This is a genomic window from Caulobacter sp. DWR1-3-2b1 (genome assembly GCF_049895765.1).
Lineage (GTDB): Bacteria > Pseudomonadota > Alphaproteobacteria > Caulobacterales > Caulobacteraceae > Caulobacter.
The window spans coordinates 1-14,067 of sequence record NZ_JAFCSZ010000047.1; the positions used below are offsets into that span (position 1 = coordinate 1).

Below are 14,067 nucleotides of genomic sequence, written 5' to 3' on the forward strand. Positions count from 1 at the left end.
GCGTCGCTTTCGCGGCCAAGGGTTTTGGTCTCATCTTCGTTCCTTCGTCACTACGATGAGACCAAAACCCTCCTCTAAACGGAACCCTCAATCTGTCTCAAAGGCGCTGACGGCGGACATCGGCACCAAGGCTGGGATCATCGTCGATCATTTCCTCGACCAGGTGATCGCGCGCAAAAAGGTGAGCGGGGAGGCGCGCGCAATGGTGGCGACCGACGGTATCGAGCGCGCGATCGACTATTGGCAGGCAATCAACGCCGCGCTCGCGAAGCGCGGTTCACCCTACAAGGCGATAATCGCCTTTTCTGGCGCAGTTGATGATGCGGGCGAGCAGCGGACGGAGGCATCGTACAACGGCTTCCCGAGCAGCGAGCTTGAGGACAGGTTCGACGCCGACCCGTATCGTTTCCTCGTCGTCGCGGACAAATATCTGACAGGATTCGATCAGCCCAAGCTGTTCGCAATGTATGCTGACAAGACTCTGGCCGGCGTGAAAGCCGTACAAGCCTTGTCGCGGCTGAACCGTGCCCGGCCCGGCAAGAGCGAGCCGGTTGTGCTCGACTTCCGCAATGATCCGGCGGTGATCGAGGCGGCATTCTCTGACTTCTACAGAGCCACGATCCTCTCGGGTGAGACCGATCCGAACAAGCTCCATGACTTGAAGCGAGCGCTCGACGGCGCCGGAGTTTATGCTTTTGAGGATATCGAAGCGGTCGTTTCGCTGTTCCTCGCCGCTGCGCCGCGCGATCGTTTGGACCCGGTGCTCGACGCCTGTTCCGTGCCCTACGAAGCGCTGACCGAGGACGAGCAGATTGCGTTCAAAGGGGCTGTCAAGGCTTTCGTCCGCACCTACGCCTTTCTCGTAGCGATCCTGCCTTACGCGGTGCCAGAGTGGGAAAAGCTGTCGATCTTTTTGTCGCTGCTCATCCCGAAATTGCCCAGCCCCACAAGCGACGACACGCCGCTCGACGTGCTGGAGACGATCGACATGGACAGTTACCGGGTCGAGGTCGCGGCTGCTATGGAGATCGCTCTAAACGACGCGGATGCAGAGATTGAATCAGTGCCCACAGGTGCTGCCGGCGGTCGGCTTGAACCGGAAATGGATCAGCTGAGTTCCGTCGTTCGTGAGTTTAATGAGCGTTTCGGTGCAACGGATTTCCGAGACCAGGACCGTGTCACCCGCTTCCTGTTCGAGGAACTTCCGGAGAAGATTGGCGCAAATGGACGCGTCCGGAATGCCTTGCGAAATAGCGACAGTCAGAATGCAAGGATTGAACACGATCGCGCGGTCGATGATGAACTGCTCGGGAGCCTAGCCGATCACACGGACTTATACGCCCTGTACAATACCGACCGAGCGTTCAAGGCTTGGCTCCAAGAGCGGCTGTTCGCGGCCGCGCGCGGCTCTGCATCATCAGCAGCCGGAGCCAAATCGCCGTAGCTGGAGCGCTGTCGTATCCAAAAACTCCACATTGGAGATGTTTAGCGGTTTGGGATGATCGACCTCAACATCGCCTCAAGCCTCTCGCCGTGGGCTCGCGCGCCGTGTTCCAGCTTCCAAGCCGCGACGCTGTGGGTGACTGTGTAAAGGTGGCTGAGGTGGTCGAGGGTTTCCGTCAGGCCCGCACGTGAGCGGGGACGGCCCATGTCAATCCAGGCTCTTGCCGCTACGCTGCTGGGCAATAGCAGCTGCGCGCCGAAAGCGCGCGCGCGTTGCTCGATGGTCAATGGCATCAGGCCGTCCAGTACATCGACGGCGCTTAAAGCGTTGCCGCCGTCGATCAGCAGATGGCAGAGCTCGTGCGCCAAAGTCACGCGAGCGCGACCGGCATCTCTGAAGGCGATCTCGGGCTTGCGATCAACAGCTTCTGTATTGAGGAGGATCGCTGGTCCATGCTTGCGACCGTAGACCGCCAATGCGTCGAGTGTATGGGGCTCGACGGCCTGTACGCGGGTATCCACGCCCAGTTGCTCCACAATCGAGAAGATATCGACCGCTTCATCAGACTTCAGGCTAAGTCGTTCACGGACGAAGTCGGCTAAGCCCTCGCCCTGTTCGAAGGGGCGAGCCGCCACCAGCGTTTCGTCAAAGTAGGTGCGTGACGCGGCAGCCAGGGCGACAAGTCCGGGCGCTTCGACCTTGGGAAAGCCGGCGACCAGCTGCAGCACTGTACGGACCTGCTCGGGCGGCAGGGCGCTGGCCATGCGCGCGGCCAATCTCAACTCGTCATTGTCGTTTGCCGCTTCGGCGAGGCTCTTCGGTGCGTCCAGCAAGCCGTCGTCAGCCAGGCTTTGCGCCAACTCCTGGTCGAGGCTGGTGGCCCAGCTGAGAAAGGCTAGGCTCTCGCCATCGTTTCTCGCCTTCCAGGCGCCGACGAGGTCGCTCCAGCGCTCGCCCGCCGCTGCTAGCCGCGCGGCAATTTGGTCACCGGCGGTCACTAGACCTGCAATCGCGACGTCGAACGGCACCGAAAGCATGCCTCCGACGGCTTCGACGAGCATCTGGTCACCGGAACGGATGATCCATAGCGGCGGCAGGTCGAAGTAGCCGGCGAAGCAACGCGAGATTTCGTGGCAATCGAGGAAGGCTTCAACCTCTTCGTCTTCGGCCTCGACCTGCTCTTCGGGCAGTTCGTCCCATCGACGCCGCGCCTTGTATCCCAGGTCGCTGGGACGCTTGGGGTTGAGGCCCAGGGGATACGTCTGGCGCAGGACTAGCGGCTTCCAATATTCGGCCATGTGCGCCAGGAGATCGTCAATCTGGATCTCAAGGCTCGCGTCATCGTCGCCTTGGACAGGCCAGATAGCGATGTCGTCGGCATAGATCGTCAGCGCACACGTCGTCACGAGGCGGACTTCACCTTCCGCGACGTCGGTCATCCTGAATTCGAACGCGCTCACTTTCCGTGCCTCGTAATGTACTTCTTACGCCACCGGTCAAACTCTTCCCGGCACCCATCCTTGTCCGCCATCGCGGCAAGTAGGACGACAATGGCATCGCCCAGCTTACCCTTGAATGGATAGGCATGATACGTCCGACCGTGATCGGAGGTCTGCGCCTCATAGATCGCGCCTTTATATACCGCGTAGATCTTTTTGGGCGCCTTGAGTTCACGATCCGCATTGGGGAGCGGCACGGCCCGTTCTAGAAGGTCGTCGCGGTCGGCGTCGCTGATCGTCGCTGGACACTTGCCGATCACCTTGCGCGGATTGTCATTGTCGAAAACCAGTTGAGGCTCATCGCCCGCACTGACGTGCTTTCGCCGGCGCTCGCCCTTGTCATAGAGGCGCTTGGGTTCTGGTTTGGATATCGGGGTGGTCAAGCTCGCGCGCCCTTCGCTTCGGTCGCTCAAATGGTAACTGCCGTACGGATCGCGCTGTGCCTCTACCGTCGTAACAGCACACTGCCATTTGGCAGGTAAGTGCCTCCGGCGAAAGGGTAGCTCGAAATAGCGCACCCAGCCTGCGGCGGGCGACCAAGGCTCAGTTTACCAACTGTAGGGTGCCAGGGCGCGGCGCGTCGTCTCCGTCGCCCGACGGGTAGCTGCGGCGTTGGAGCTCTGCTAGGCCTCATTTTGAGGCTGGAGGTTAATCCGCCCGAAGTGCCAGAAGCGGAGTTCCAATGGCCGTCCCCGACTACCAGGGGGCACCTCAAGGTTTGTTACATGGACGGCGCTAAGTCGAACAGATCATGAACTTATCAAATGTCGGCTTAATTCCGGCCGGCTCGCGCTTGGTCGGCTCAGCTTAACCATAAGGCGATCTTTTACTTTACTCTCTCAAAAAGACGCTCCTTAGTGGGCGCAGCCTTTATGGGCTCTTGAGCGATAGGAGTAGCCATGCCCGATACCGTCAGCGAAATCGTTGTGATTGGCTATCGCCCGCCGGAATGGCCATCCACAGGAATTCCTCCAGGCAGCATTGCGTTTGAGGACGGCTATTATGGCATCTGGAAATTCCTGCCCGACGGTTCGCCAAACGGTGACTACCGACCAGCGCCACCGAACCTGTCATAGCCTGGGATATCAATCCAAATACGCCCGAATCCCAGGCGCTGGTGCTGCTCATCGGAAACGCCTTGGTGCGGCTACAGCAGAAAATCCAGGTCCTGCCCGACATGACGACCATCTCGATCAAGGCGGGCACGGTCTATGGAACCCATGTCAAGAGTGCCTTGCAGGACGTCACGACATATCCCATCAAGATCGCCTACACCGGCGCAATTCCCAACGCAGTGGGCGGTCAAAGCCAGGTCGCCGTGATCATGGAGGGATCGCCGTTACACCCAGTAATCTATGTCACGCCCTCAGTCATGGCTCCCGGGAACTATGGCGACGCTTCGGCTTTTCCCAATGATTCCGGGATCAATTTCGTGTTGCTTCACGAGATGGCGCACGTCATGACACCTGTCACCACTCAGACAAACCAAGCCTATTTCGACTATCTGCTCCGCACCGGTGCCGGCAATCTGGACCATTTCAACGATCTCGATGCAAATGATCGTTTTGTCCACCCCGAGCCGGCGCAAATTGAGAACTACGCCAATAACGCGGCCATCGTTCTAGGGACGTACTTTGGGCTTCCCGTGTATTTAACCCCGGTCTACGGCAGCTAGGAGCGCACAATGAGCGTCCTCGGGCTTGTTTTCTCTGGCGTGATGATGACGGCGCCGGGGTACGTGAAGGATCAGCCCCCCGCGCCTCCGAAGCCGATCAATCATGTTCTCGGGCCTTTTGGTCTACTTGGTGCTGCTACGCGTCAAACAGAGGTTCCCAAGGCGCCGATCGCCAGATTGATCAACAGCGGCTTGGCGCTCACGACCGATGGCTTTTGGCTCCGCTGGCGTGAGCAATGGAACGGGGCGGAGATAGTCGGGGTCGAACAATTTGATCGTGCGGGTGCTGAGGCCGATCTGCAGGGCTGGAACGTGCCGACCACCACCTCACTCGTTGCGCTGCCTGCTGGCCTCAAGGGGGAATCCGGATGCCGGCTGATCTCAGCCGTAATCGCCAATGGCCGCCGTCTCGGCGCCTGGAATTGCGAGAGTGCGAACGGGACCTTGCTCGCCGCGCCAGCCAAGAGCGGTGAGGTCGTCGTACTGGCGCGTCTTGGCTATCGTTTCCAGGGCATGATTGCCGGTCCCATGCCGCATGTTGACGTCGGCCGGATTACCCTTGCTGCATATGACCCTTGCACGCTCCGTTTCGAGATTCTTGAGCTTAGCTGGCCACAGAGACAATAGCGAAAGCTACGCTCGACGATGGCCCCAAGCAGCCACTCATCTCAAGCCGTATCAGTTGCGCACCCAGTTCTCGGCGCAATGTCCTCAGAACACGACGAAGGGCGATATCCAAGGCCCGCCCTCCGCCCCTGCAGTCATTCGGTAGGCCCGCTTTGGGGCTGAAGGGCTCTATAGAGCGTGGCGTGGTGACACTTCAGCAGAGCTGCCGCGTCGCGGACGGACGTTCCCTCGTCCACGAGGCGATGGCCGAGGGCGATTTGGTCGGCCGTGAGCTTGGGTGGGCGGCCGAAGCGGACGCCTCGCTTTTTGGCGGCTTCACGTCCCGTGCTGGTCCGCTGATGAATGAGCGAGCGCTCAAACTCGGCGATGCCCGCGAAAACCGTCAGGATCATCCGGCCCGCCGGCGAGGTGGTGTCGGCCCAGGGCTCGGCGAGTGAACGCAGGCCTGCACCGATCCCATTGAGCAGTTCGGCCACCTCAAGCAGATCCTTGGTGGACCGCGCCATGCGGTCGAGCCGGGTGACGACGACCACGTCCTCGTCGCGGAGCGCGTCGAGCATGCGCACGAGTTCGGGGCGGTCGCGCTTCGCGCCTGAGATCTTCTCCTCGTAGAGCCGACGGCAGCCGGCGGCCTTCAGCGCGGCGCGTTGGAGCGTGAGGTCTTGATCGTCGGTCGAGACGCGGGCGTAGCCGATCAGCATGTCGCAAAAGTGCTTCGATTTGCCAGACTTTTGCAAGAGACTTTCGCGACACAGAAAGCTGAAGCGGATCAAGGCTTGGTACGGGCGTCGCACAAGTTTCGAGTTATGCGACTCGCGAACCGCGACGCGTGGGGTTAGGCTTCCGAGCGGGGACCCCGCCGATGGCCCGACGCGATCTGCTGACAGAAGAGGAACGGGCGTCGTTGTTTGGCGTCCCGACCGAGCGCGCCGCCTTGGCGCGCCACTACACGCTCGGGCCCGACGACCTCGACTTTCTGGCGGCCCGGAGAGGCGATGCCAACCGATTAGGGGTCGCGACCTGGATCGCACTGCTGCGTCACCCAGGCTTCGGACTCCGGCACGATGAGACGCCGCCGCAGAAACTCATGGCCTACCTGGCCGACCAACTCGGGTTGTCGGAGGCGTTGTTCGGCGCCTATGGCAGCCGATCCAAGACGCGCCTTGAGCACGGGTGGGATGTGGCAGCCCATCTCGGCGTGCGCGGGTTCGAGGCGGGCGACGTCGCCTTCGCCCTGGATCGTGCGACGCAGGCTGCCTGGCCTACCAACGAGGGGCTTCCGATTGCACGAGCTGTCGTCGAGGCGCTCCGGGAACGGGGTGTTATCCTTCCCGCGTCCGCCCGCATCGAGCGGATCGGCTTGGCCGGGCGGGCGCGTGCTCGCAAGCGCGCACTTGACGCCGTGGCGGGCGTCGTCACGGCCAACCAGGTCACGGCCCTCGACGCCTTGCTGGTTCCCGATCCCACGACCGGCGTGACGCCGATCGCCTGGCTTCGGGATATCGCCGACTCCCCCTCGGCGCGGAATCTGTCTGGTCTTCTCTCGCGTCTGGCCTACGTGCGTCAGATCGGACTTGATCCCGCCGTCGCCGACACCATCCATGAGCGCCGGTTCCGGCAGTTGGTGCGCGAGGGTGCAGTCGCGCCCGCGTTTCTGCTGTCGGACTACTCGGTTCGCCGCCGCCGCGCGACCCTGGTCGCTCAGCTATTCGACCTGGAGGCGCGACTGTCCGACGCCGCGGTGCAGATGTTCGACAAGCAGGTCGGCGAACTGTTCGCCAAGGCCCGCGCCGCCCAGAAGCGCCACAACGTGGCTTCCGCGCGCGACGTTGGGCGTCTCATGCGCCTGTTTGACGCCACCATCGATGCCCTGACCACAGCGCGGGCGGAGGGTATCGATGCGATCGAAGCCGTTGACCAGGCGGTCGGTTGGGCTCGATTGCAGGAGGCTCGGCCGCAGGTCGAGGCGCTCGCCGCTTCGGCCGACCAGGATCCGCTCTTGGGCGCTGCGGCGAAGTATATGACACTGCGTCGCTTCGGTCCGGCGTTCCTGGAAGCCTTCCGCTTCAGGGCGGCGGGAGGGCGCGATGGTGCGCTCGCCGCGGTCAAGTTGCTTCAAGACCTGAACCGCTCCGGACGGCGGGATGTACCGGCTGATGCTCCGCTCCCGTTTTCCCGTGGCTGGAAAGCGCTCGTCGGCGAGGGGGAGAACATCGATCGGCGGCTTTACGAGACAGCGACCTTCGCCACACTTCGTGACCGCCTACGCTCCGGTGACATCTGGGTTGATGGCTCGCGCAGTTACCGCCGGTTTGACGCCTATCTGCTGCCTCGCGCCGAGGTCCCGGCCGTCGCAACGAGCCTTGGTCTGCCCGCGACAGCCGACGAATACTTGGCCAATCGGGCGCGGCTCCTCGACTGGCGACTGCGCCGGTTCGCCGGCGCGCTACGGCGTGACGCGGTAGAGGACGTTGAGATCCGAGGCGGCAAGCTTAGGGTCGCGCCCCTGTCGGCGGACGTCCCGCCCGAAGCGGCGCGGCTGGACGCCATCGTGGATCGGCTCCTTCCTAAGGTGCGTATCACCCGGCTCCTGTCGGAGGCGGCGCAGCGCACCGGTTTCACAGACCGGTTCACCGAGCTGCGCTCGGGCAAGACTCACCCCAACCCAGAGGCCCTGCTGGCCGCGGTGCTCGCCGATGGGACCAATCTCGGCCTGGAGCGGATGGCCGACAGCAGTCAGGGCGTGACCTATGCCCAGCTCGCCTGGACCCAAGCCTGGTATTTGTCAGACGAGACCTACGCCGCCGCCCTTGCGTGCATCGTCGATGCACAAGCCGCGCTGCCGCTCAGCCGGGTCTGGGGCGACGGAACTACCTCCAGTTCCGACGGCCAGTTCTTCCGCAGCGGTCGCCGCGGCGCCGCCGGCGCGATCAACGCGAAGTACGGCGCCGATCCGGGACAGAAGATCTACACCCACGTCTCCGATCAATATGCCCCCTTCCATAGCCAGCTGATCTCGGCGACGACGGCCGAGGCGCCGCACGTGCTCGATGGCCTGCTCAACCACGCCAGCGGTCTCGATATCCACGAGCATTATACAGACACCGGCGGGGCGACCGACCACGTGTTCGCCCTCAGTCATCTGCTCGGCTACCGGTTCGTCCCCCGCATCCGCGACTTGGCCGATCGCCGGCTCGGCACATTCGAGGCCGCAGGCCGCTACAAGGAGTTGGAGCCCTTGATTGGCCGCCCGATCAACACCGCCATCATCCACGAGTGCTGGGACGAGGCGGTGAGGCTCACAGCCTCGCTGAAGGCCAAAACGGTCCCTCCCTCGGTGATGCTCAAAAAGCTCTCCGCCTACAAGCGAAAGAACCGTCTCGATTTCGCCCTTCAGGAGATCGGGCGCATCGAACGGGCGCTATTCACGCTCGACTGGCTGGAGAGCAAGTCGCTGCGCCAAAGGTGCCTTGCCGGGCTGAACAAGAGCGAGTCGCGCCACGCGCTCGCCGCTGCGGTGTTCACCCAGCGCCAGGGCCGCCTGACCGATCGCACCGTCGAAAGCCAGGAGTTCCGGGCGTCGGCTCTGAACCTGGTGACGGCTGCGATCGTCTACTGGAACACTCTTTATATAGGCCGCGCCGTCGAGCACTTGCGCACCTCCGACAATCCCGCGCCCAACCACCTTCTCGCCCACGTCGCACCCCTCGGTTGGGCGCACATCAGTCTCACCGGCGACTATGTATGGCGTGAGCCCAGCGCTGGCGCCGACGACTTTCTACCCTTGCGGCTGAACGACCGGCTCAGCTCAGTCGCCTGAGCCCATGTTCATGGTCTGTCCAGCTTAGCGCCGTCCGTGTAACAAACCTTGAGGTGCCCCCTGGTAGACCCGGCCGCGCCGCTTCTGTCGATCGGCCCAGAGTCCAGCCTCGAGCATCCAGATCCGCAGCGTCTCTCGACCAATGAAGATGCCGTGGAGCTCACGGAGCTTCTCGGCCGCCAGCGTTGGACCAAAGCCCGAGTACCGCTCGCGGATCAGGTCCAGCGCCTGCGTCTTGACGTCCGACGGCGTGCGCCGGTTGCTCGGCTGACCACGCTTCTTGGAGATCAGCGCCGTGGCGCCTTGCTGCTGATAGGCCTTAGCCAACCGCTGAACCTGTCGTCGCTCGAGGCCCAGCAGCTGCGCCGCCGCCGGCGTCGTCAGCCGGCCGCTAGCGAGATCGCGGAGGATCTCCAGCCGCGTGAGCTCCTTGTCGCTCATGAAATGCAACGCCATCCTGGGGACCTCCGTCACGATCGCGACAGAGGGTGACATGTCTAAATGGCACGGTGCGACATTACTATCCGGCGGCTACATACGGTTTGCGTCTAAGGTATCTTATCGGAAATAGTGGCAATTTATCATAACAAAAGCTGTCAGATTTCGAAATAGCCGCGACTGGTGCGCTGGCTTCGGATTTGGGGCCCAAGGCCGCGCGGCTATTCGCTCCGACATTCGAAATAGATGCGACAACCCTCTCTGGGATCCTCAGGCCGATCCAATAACCCGGACGCTTTTTGCGACGGGCTTGTCTCCGTGCAGATCGATGGCCATGGACGGCCGATCTGGAAATTCGACCATCAATCGCAATTCGCCGCCGAGCGCGCGGATGTGCCGGCGCAGCGTCGAAACCAGCGCGTCGTCGCCGTGTTCCAGCTTGGATATCCGATCCTGGGACGTTCCCATGGCGGCGGCGACCTCGACTTGGGTGCGCTTTACCGCCTCTCGGACCTCCCGAAGCGTGACTTCGCGGATGAGTTCTTCGCCGCGAACTTCGCCGGCCTCCCGGACCGTCTTGGGCTGCCGCGCGATCCAGTCGTTGGCGTCGATGGTGCGATAGGTCATTTCAGCGCCTCCAAATGTTGATCGAAGCGGGCGTCAGCCCGCTTGATGAGTCCCTTGTAAAACCGGCCCGAACTGACGCCTGACTTGTCGCCGCCAACGAGCAGGATGGCGGCTCGTTCGGGGTCGAACGCGAAGGCGATGCGCCACACGCCGCCGTCGGCGCGAAACCGCAGTTCCTTCATGTTCGCGTGCTTGGAGCCGCTCAGGGTATCGACAGCGGACCGGCCGAGGCTGGGTCCAAGATGCTCAAGCAGCCTGATCCCCGCGATCAACTCGATACGCACGGCTTCCGACAGAGCATCCGCCTCAGGCGCGAAATCGGCGTGGAACTGAACTCTCCAAGTCATGGCGATATATGGCCCACAATGAATAGTCTGTCAAATGCATATTTCGAAGCGAAGTTGAGAAGCAGGAGCGAACTTCACGCGAATGGCGCCATCGCTGCGCGGAGGTGTCCTGATATGCGACCATTCGATTGTTCGCATCTATTGCGAGCAGGTCGCCCGTTGAAAATCAGCGGCTTACGTCCGCAGTCAGTCGCGTTTGTTGCGCCCTATGACAAAAGCAGCGGCTTATGTCGGACTCTCTCATTGCTGAGACTCGAGCCATCGCAGCGAATTTGAGCTTTTGAACAGCGAGACTCGCTTCTCATTCATGAGACCGCACTGTGTGAATTGTTCCCCCATAAGCCGGAAGTGCCACAGTCACGCTGGTTCGCAGAGTCCGGCGTAGAGCCGATCTAGGGCTTTGACTTTGCCCATGTGACCAAGGGCCCAGATTGCCAAACCGCGATCGCCCATGAATCCACCGTCTGCCTCATTGACCAATGCCAGGGCTTCAGCATCCGAAATCAACGCGATGTCCGTGTCGCTGGGCAAGAAGCGACGCAGGCGGCCGTTGGTGTTCTCGACCGTGCCCTTTTGCCTGTGCAGCGGCGTGGAAAAAGGACCCCCTTAGCGGGGTGATAGGCGCCTAAAAGGGACCCCTCATTCCGATGGTTTAGGCACGGCGGCTTGGTTTAACCGGGCGGTCGAGATCGGGATGTTGGTCGTGGAGACAGTGGTGCGGATTCGCCGTGAGTATGCGGCGGGCAAACCGATCAAGGCGATTTGTCGGGATCTGAGGCTGTCGAGGAAGGTCGTGCGCAAGGCGATCCGGGCGGAGGAAGCCGATGCGCTCGCCGATCGGATCGACGCCATGCTGCCGCGGATCCGGGTGACCGAATTGCTACATGAGGTCGCCCGCGACACCGGCTTCCTCAGCGCCTTCACCAACCCACGCACCGGCGAGCCTTGCTCGAACGAGAACGCGCTCCTGGCGGCCATTCTTGCCGACGCGACGAATCTTGGCCTGGCCCGCATGGCCCAGGCCAGCCAGGGGGTTACCAGCGATCAGTTGGTCTGGACGGCGGACGCCTACATCCGCGACGACACATATAAAGCGGCGCTGGCGCGGATTATTGACGCCCACCACGCCTTGCCGATATCGGCCGTCTGGGGCGGCGGAACCACGTCCAGTTCTGATGGGTAGTTCTTCCGTTCGGGAAAGCGGGGAGGCCCGGCCGGTGAGGTGAATGCTCGCTATGGCTTCGATCCAGGCTTCAGTTTTTACACCCACGTCTCCGACCAGCACGATCCCTACCACGCGCGCGTGATCTCGGCGGCGACGCATGAAGCCCCCTACGTCCTGGACGGCCTTCTCCACCACGGCACCAGTCTGCCGATCGCCGAGCACTACACCGACACCGGCGGCGCGACCGACCACGTGTTCGCGCTCTGCGCTATACTGGGCTTCCGATTCTGCCCGCGGCTGCGCGATTTTCAAGATCGGCGACTGGTCTCGATCGGCCCGCCATCGGCCTATCCCGGATTGGCGCCGATCATGGGCAGGAAGGTGTGGGCCGATGTCATCAAGGAGCACTGGGGCGAGATTCTGCGCCTGGTCGCCTCGCTCAAGGCCGGCCACGCCGCGCCATCGGCCATGCTGCGCAAACTCGCCGCCTATGAGCGGCAAAATCAGCTCGCCGTCGCCCTCCAGGAGGTCGGCAAGATCGAGCGGACCTTGTTCATGATCGACTGGCTGGAGAACCCAGCACTCCGGCGGCGCTGCCAGGCCGGCCTCAACAAGGGCGAGCAGCGGCATGCGCTGACGCAGGCGATTTGCACCTTCCGCCAGGGGCGGATCTCCGAGCGGACCCGCGACGCTCAGCAGTACCGCGCCTCGGGCCTGAACCTGGTGATCGCCGCCATCGTCTGGTGGAACTCGACCTACATGGCCGACGCCTTCGATCACCTGCGGGCTGCTGGCGAGCCTGCGCTCGACGATCTCCTCGCCCACACCTCGCCAGTCGGCTGGGAGCACATCGCGATCTCGGGCGACTTCCTTTGGGATCACGCGGCGGCCATTCCGGCGGGGCGGCGGCAACCGGCGCTTGGCCGCCGGGTGCGCGGCGCAGCCTAAGTTCCCGTTCCGTTCGACCCTAGCGTTGCTCAGCAAACAAATGTCGCGCTGCCCTCGATTCGACGTTGGCGCTAGCCTCTTATCAGAGCTTTGGCGCTGGCAAGTTGTTCCGGCGACATGTCATCAAGAACGATAAGGTGCATCCTTTCGTCGTCCCGGTCAGAGAGCAGGATCCATCGCTCTCCGATGAAAGCCTGGTGTCGTACAGCATAGGGAAAGGGGCGGTCCGGTGCCCATTCTGGCGCTGTCTTGAGCTTGCCGAAGTAATCGTCTTCGGTGTCATCGCTTCCAAATTCGACGTGGCGCTCGCCGCCATCCAAATCTAGCAGCCACCAGCGGGAGTCGTTGAAGGTCTCCGCTACCGCTGCCAGGTCGGGGAAGAAGCCACGTGCGTGGATGGCGTTCTCTCCGCTGATCACATGGCGACCGTCGCGTGAGATGGCGTCCTGAAGTTTGGACAGCCCACCCCAGCAACTCTGCAGAAGTTCATATGGGTTTTCCAAATCCCAGCCCTATGGTCCGAAACTATATTTCACGGTGTTGACCCCATTCACATAGGCATCAGCATCGCCGTAGCCGCCACCACCACCACCACCACCACCACCACCACCAAGATTAGGGTCTAACGATCCCTCACGGGCTGATCGCCACTGTCTGCGTTTGATGCCGCACGATGCGAGCGCCCGATTGTGACGTCAGCGTGGCTTATGAATGCATCATGGCGAGGCTTAAAATCCATGCTTCCCTGTTTCTATATCCAATTCCCAGAGATTTGCATGTGTACTACGAACACGAGGATAAATGCTAACATACTTTGAGCAGAAGCTATCGCGGCGACCGCAACTCGCGACCCGCGAAGCAAAACAGTGCCACCAACGCCAAGCACCAAGCTGAATAGGAAAAAACAGTTGGGTGCTTCTAGTATCCAAGTCGCTCGTTGCGCAGCGCCTTGCCCAGGATCCATAGTGAAAATCAACCCCAAAATGGCGCTGAGTATGACGGGTACGGCTAAAGCAACAGCCAGCACCCGACCAAACGGTCGCCCAGCTCCTGAAAACCATCTCCAGGATAGACAAATCAATACAATTTCAACTGCGGCCAAGGCTACGTGATATCGCATCACTTTGATCCACGATTGAATGAAAATCTCCGTCCAAGTGCAGCGGCAACATCTGTGACGGGCAACTCATGCTCCAATTCCGGTCTATACTAGAACTTCGGCTACTGGCAGGTGAGGCCATCCGCCGACGGCGTGCCGCCGTTTGTACACATTACAGCATAGCCGCCGCCTGAGCGGTTCCCAACAGGTTGCCAACCACCAAACGCCAGCAACCAGGATAACGTGTCGTATGGATTTACTGAACCGCGCCGGGTTTGCCGGAGGCCTCAACTCCTGAGAGGAAGAGGCCATGACAAGCAAGACGACGAACAAGTTTTCACCTGAGGTTCGCGAGCGAGCGGTTCGGATGGTTGTGGA

Annotated in this window: 12 protein-coding genes and 2 pseudogenes; 6 read left to right on the top strand and 8 right to left on the bottom strand. The window is 61.8% G+C overall.

What is annotated here, in order from left to right:
- Positions 1–1,444 (top strand): type I restriction enzyme subunit R domain-containing protein (locus ACP69S_RS21045; protein ID WP_426000568.1); only part of this gene is annotated, 1,444 nt, incomplete at its 5' end.
- 41 nt (positions 1,445–1,485) lie between these two features.
- Here the strand turns inward: ACP69S_RS21045 and ACP69S_RS21050 are convergent.
- Together ACP69S_RS21050 and ACP69S_RS21055 are read right to left on the bottom strand one after the other, a co-directional pair.
- Entirely contained in the window at positions 1,486–2,904 is a 1,419-nt protein-coding gene (locus tag ACP69S_RS21050) for an ImmA/IrrE family metallo-endopeptidase (protein WP_426000570.1), read from the bottom strand.
- Complete coding sequence (locus tag ACP69S_RS21055) at positions 2,901–3,326, bottom strand: hypothetical protein (RefSeq protein WP_426000572.1); 426 nt, start codon at positions 3,324–3,326, stop codon at positions 2,901–2,903. Before ACP69S_RS21055 ends, ACP69S_RS21050 begins: the two co-directional genes overlap by 4 nt.
- A gap of 516 nt (positions 3,327–3,842) precedes the next feature.
- Here ACP69S_RS21055 and ACP69S_RS21060 point away from each other — a divergent pair.
- The 3 genes from ACP69S_RS21060 to ACP69S_RS21070 are packed head-to-tail and all read left to right on the top strand — an operon-like array spanning position 3,843 to position 5,245.
- Complete coding sequence (locus ACP69S_RS21060; RefSeq protein WP_426000574.1) at positions 3,843–4,019, top strand: hypothetical protein; 177 nt, start codon at positions 3,843–3,845, stop codon at positions 4,017–4,019.
- Positions 4,020–4,060: 41 nt separating this feature from the next.
- Positions 4,061–4,618: a hypothetical protein gene (locus tag ACP69S_RS21065; RefSeq protein WP_426000575.1), complete on the top strand. Its 558-nt coding sequence runs from the start codon at positions 4,061–4,063 to the stop codon at positions 4,616–4,618.
- 9 nt (positions 4,619–4,627) lie between these two features.
- Complete coding sequence (locus ACP69S_RS21070) at positions 4,628–5,245, top strand: hypothetical protein (RefSeq protein ID WP_426000577.1); 618 nt, start codon at positions 4,628–4,630, stop codon at positions 5,243–5,245.
- A gap of 134 nt (positions 5,246–5,379) precedes the next feature.
- On the opposite strand, the gene ACP69S_RS21075 is transcribed toward ACP69S_RS21070, so the two are convergent.
- The gene (locus ACP69S_RS21075) at positions 5,380–6,018 is read right to left on the bottom strand and encodes a recombinase family protein (protein WP_426000579.1); all 639 of its coding nucleotides are present in this window, start codon (positions 6,016–6,018) and stop codon (positions 5,380–5,382) included.
- A gap of 89 nt (positions 6,019–6,107) precedes the next feature.
- Between ACP69S_RS21075 and ACP69S_RS21080 the strand changes: the two genes are divergently transcribed.
- On the top strand, positions 6,108–9,065 hold the full coding sequence (locus tag ACP69S_RS21080; protein ID WP_426000581.1) for a Tn3 family transposase: 2,958 nt from the start codon (positions 6,108–6,110) through the stop codon (positions 9,063–9,065).
- Between the two features lie 24 nt (positions 9,066–9,089).
- On the opposite strand, the gene ACP69S_RS21085 is transcribed toward ACP69S_RS21080, so the two are convergent.
- The 4 genes and pseudogenes from ACP69S_RS21085 to ACP69S_RS21100 form a co-directional block, all read right to left on the bottom strand.
- Positions 9,090–9,521, bottom strand: coding sequence for a helix-turn-helix domain-containing protein (locus ACP69S_RS21085; RefSeq protein ID WP_426000582.1), 432 nt, complete (start codon positions 9,519–9,521; stop codon positions 9,090–9,092).
- Between the two features lie 252 nt (positions 9,522–9,773).
- The gene (locus ACP69S_RS21090; RefSeq protein ID WP_426000584.1) at positions 9,774–10,130 is read right to left on the bottom strand and encodes a helix-turn-helix domain-containing protein; all 357 of its coding nucleotides are present in this window, start codon (positions 10,128–10,130) and stop codon (positions 9,774–9,776) included.
- On the bottom strand, positions 10,127–10,477 hold the full coding sequence (locus ACP69S_RS21095) for a type II toxin-antitoxin system RelE/ParE family toxin (RefSeq protein WP_426000586.1): 351 nt from the start codon (positions 10,475–10,477) through the stop codon (positions 10,127–10,129). The genes ACP69S_RS21090 and ACP69S_RS21095 overlap by 4 nt, the downstream gene beginning before the upstream one ends.
- Positions 10,478–10,954: 477 nt before the next feature.
- A pseudogene (locus ACP69S_RS21100) lies at positions 10,955–11,053 on the bottom strand (hypothetical protein); the annotation flags it as partial.
- Positions 11,054–11,243: 190 nt separating this feature from the next.
- On the opposite strand from ACP69S_RS21100, the pseudogene ACP69S_RS21105 reads away from it, so the two are divergent.
- Positions 11,244–12,590 (top strand): annotated as a pseudogene (locus tag ACP69S_RS21105) (Tn3 family transposase); the annotation flags it as partial.
- Between the two features lie 71 nt (positions 12,591–12,661).
- Here the strand turns inward: ACP69S_RS21105 and ACP69S_RS21110 are convergent.
- On the bottom strand, positions 12,662–13,093 hold the full coding sequence (locus tag ACP69S_RS21110) for a hypothetical protein (RefSeq protein WP_426000587.1): 432 nt from the start codon (positions 13,091–13,093) through the stop codon (positions 12,662–12,664).
- Between the last annotated feature and the right edge of the window lie 974 nt (positions 13,094–14,067).

Coding starts and splice junctions, on each gene's coding strand:
- ACP69S_RS21095 (WP_426000586.1), bottom strand. CDS start 10,477: ATGACTTGGAGAGTTCAGTTCCACGCCGATTTCGCGCCTGAGGCGGAT.
- ACP69S_RS21070 (WP_426000577.1), top strand. CDS start 4,628: ATGAGCGTCCTCGGGCTTGTTTTCTCTGGCGTGATGATGACGGCGCCG.
- ACP69S_RS21090 (WP_426000584.1), bottom strand. CDS start 10,130: ATGACCTATCGCACCATCGACGCCAACGACTGGATCGCGCGGCAGCCC.
- ACP69S_RS21080 (WP_426000581.1), top strand. CDS start 6,108: ATGGCCCGACGCGATCTGCTGACAGAAGAGGAACGGGCGTCGTTGTTT.
- ACP69S_RS21060 (WP_426000574.1), top strand. CDS start 3,843: ATGCCCGATACCGTCAGCGAAATCGTTGTGATTGGCTATCGCCCGCCG.
- ACP69S_RS21085 (WP_426000582.1), bottom strand. CDS start 9,521: ATGGCGTTGCATTTCATGAGCGACAAGGAGCTCACGCGGCTGGAGATC.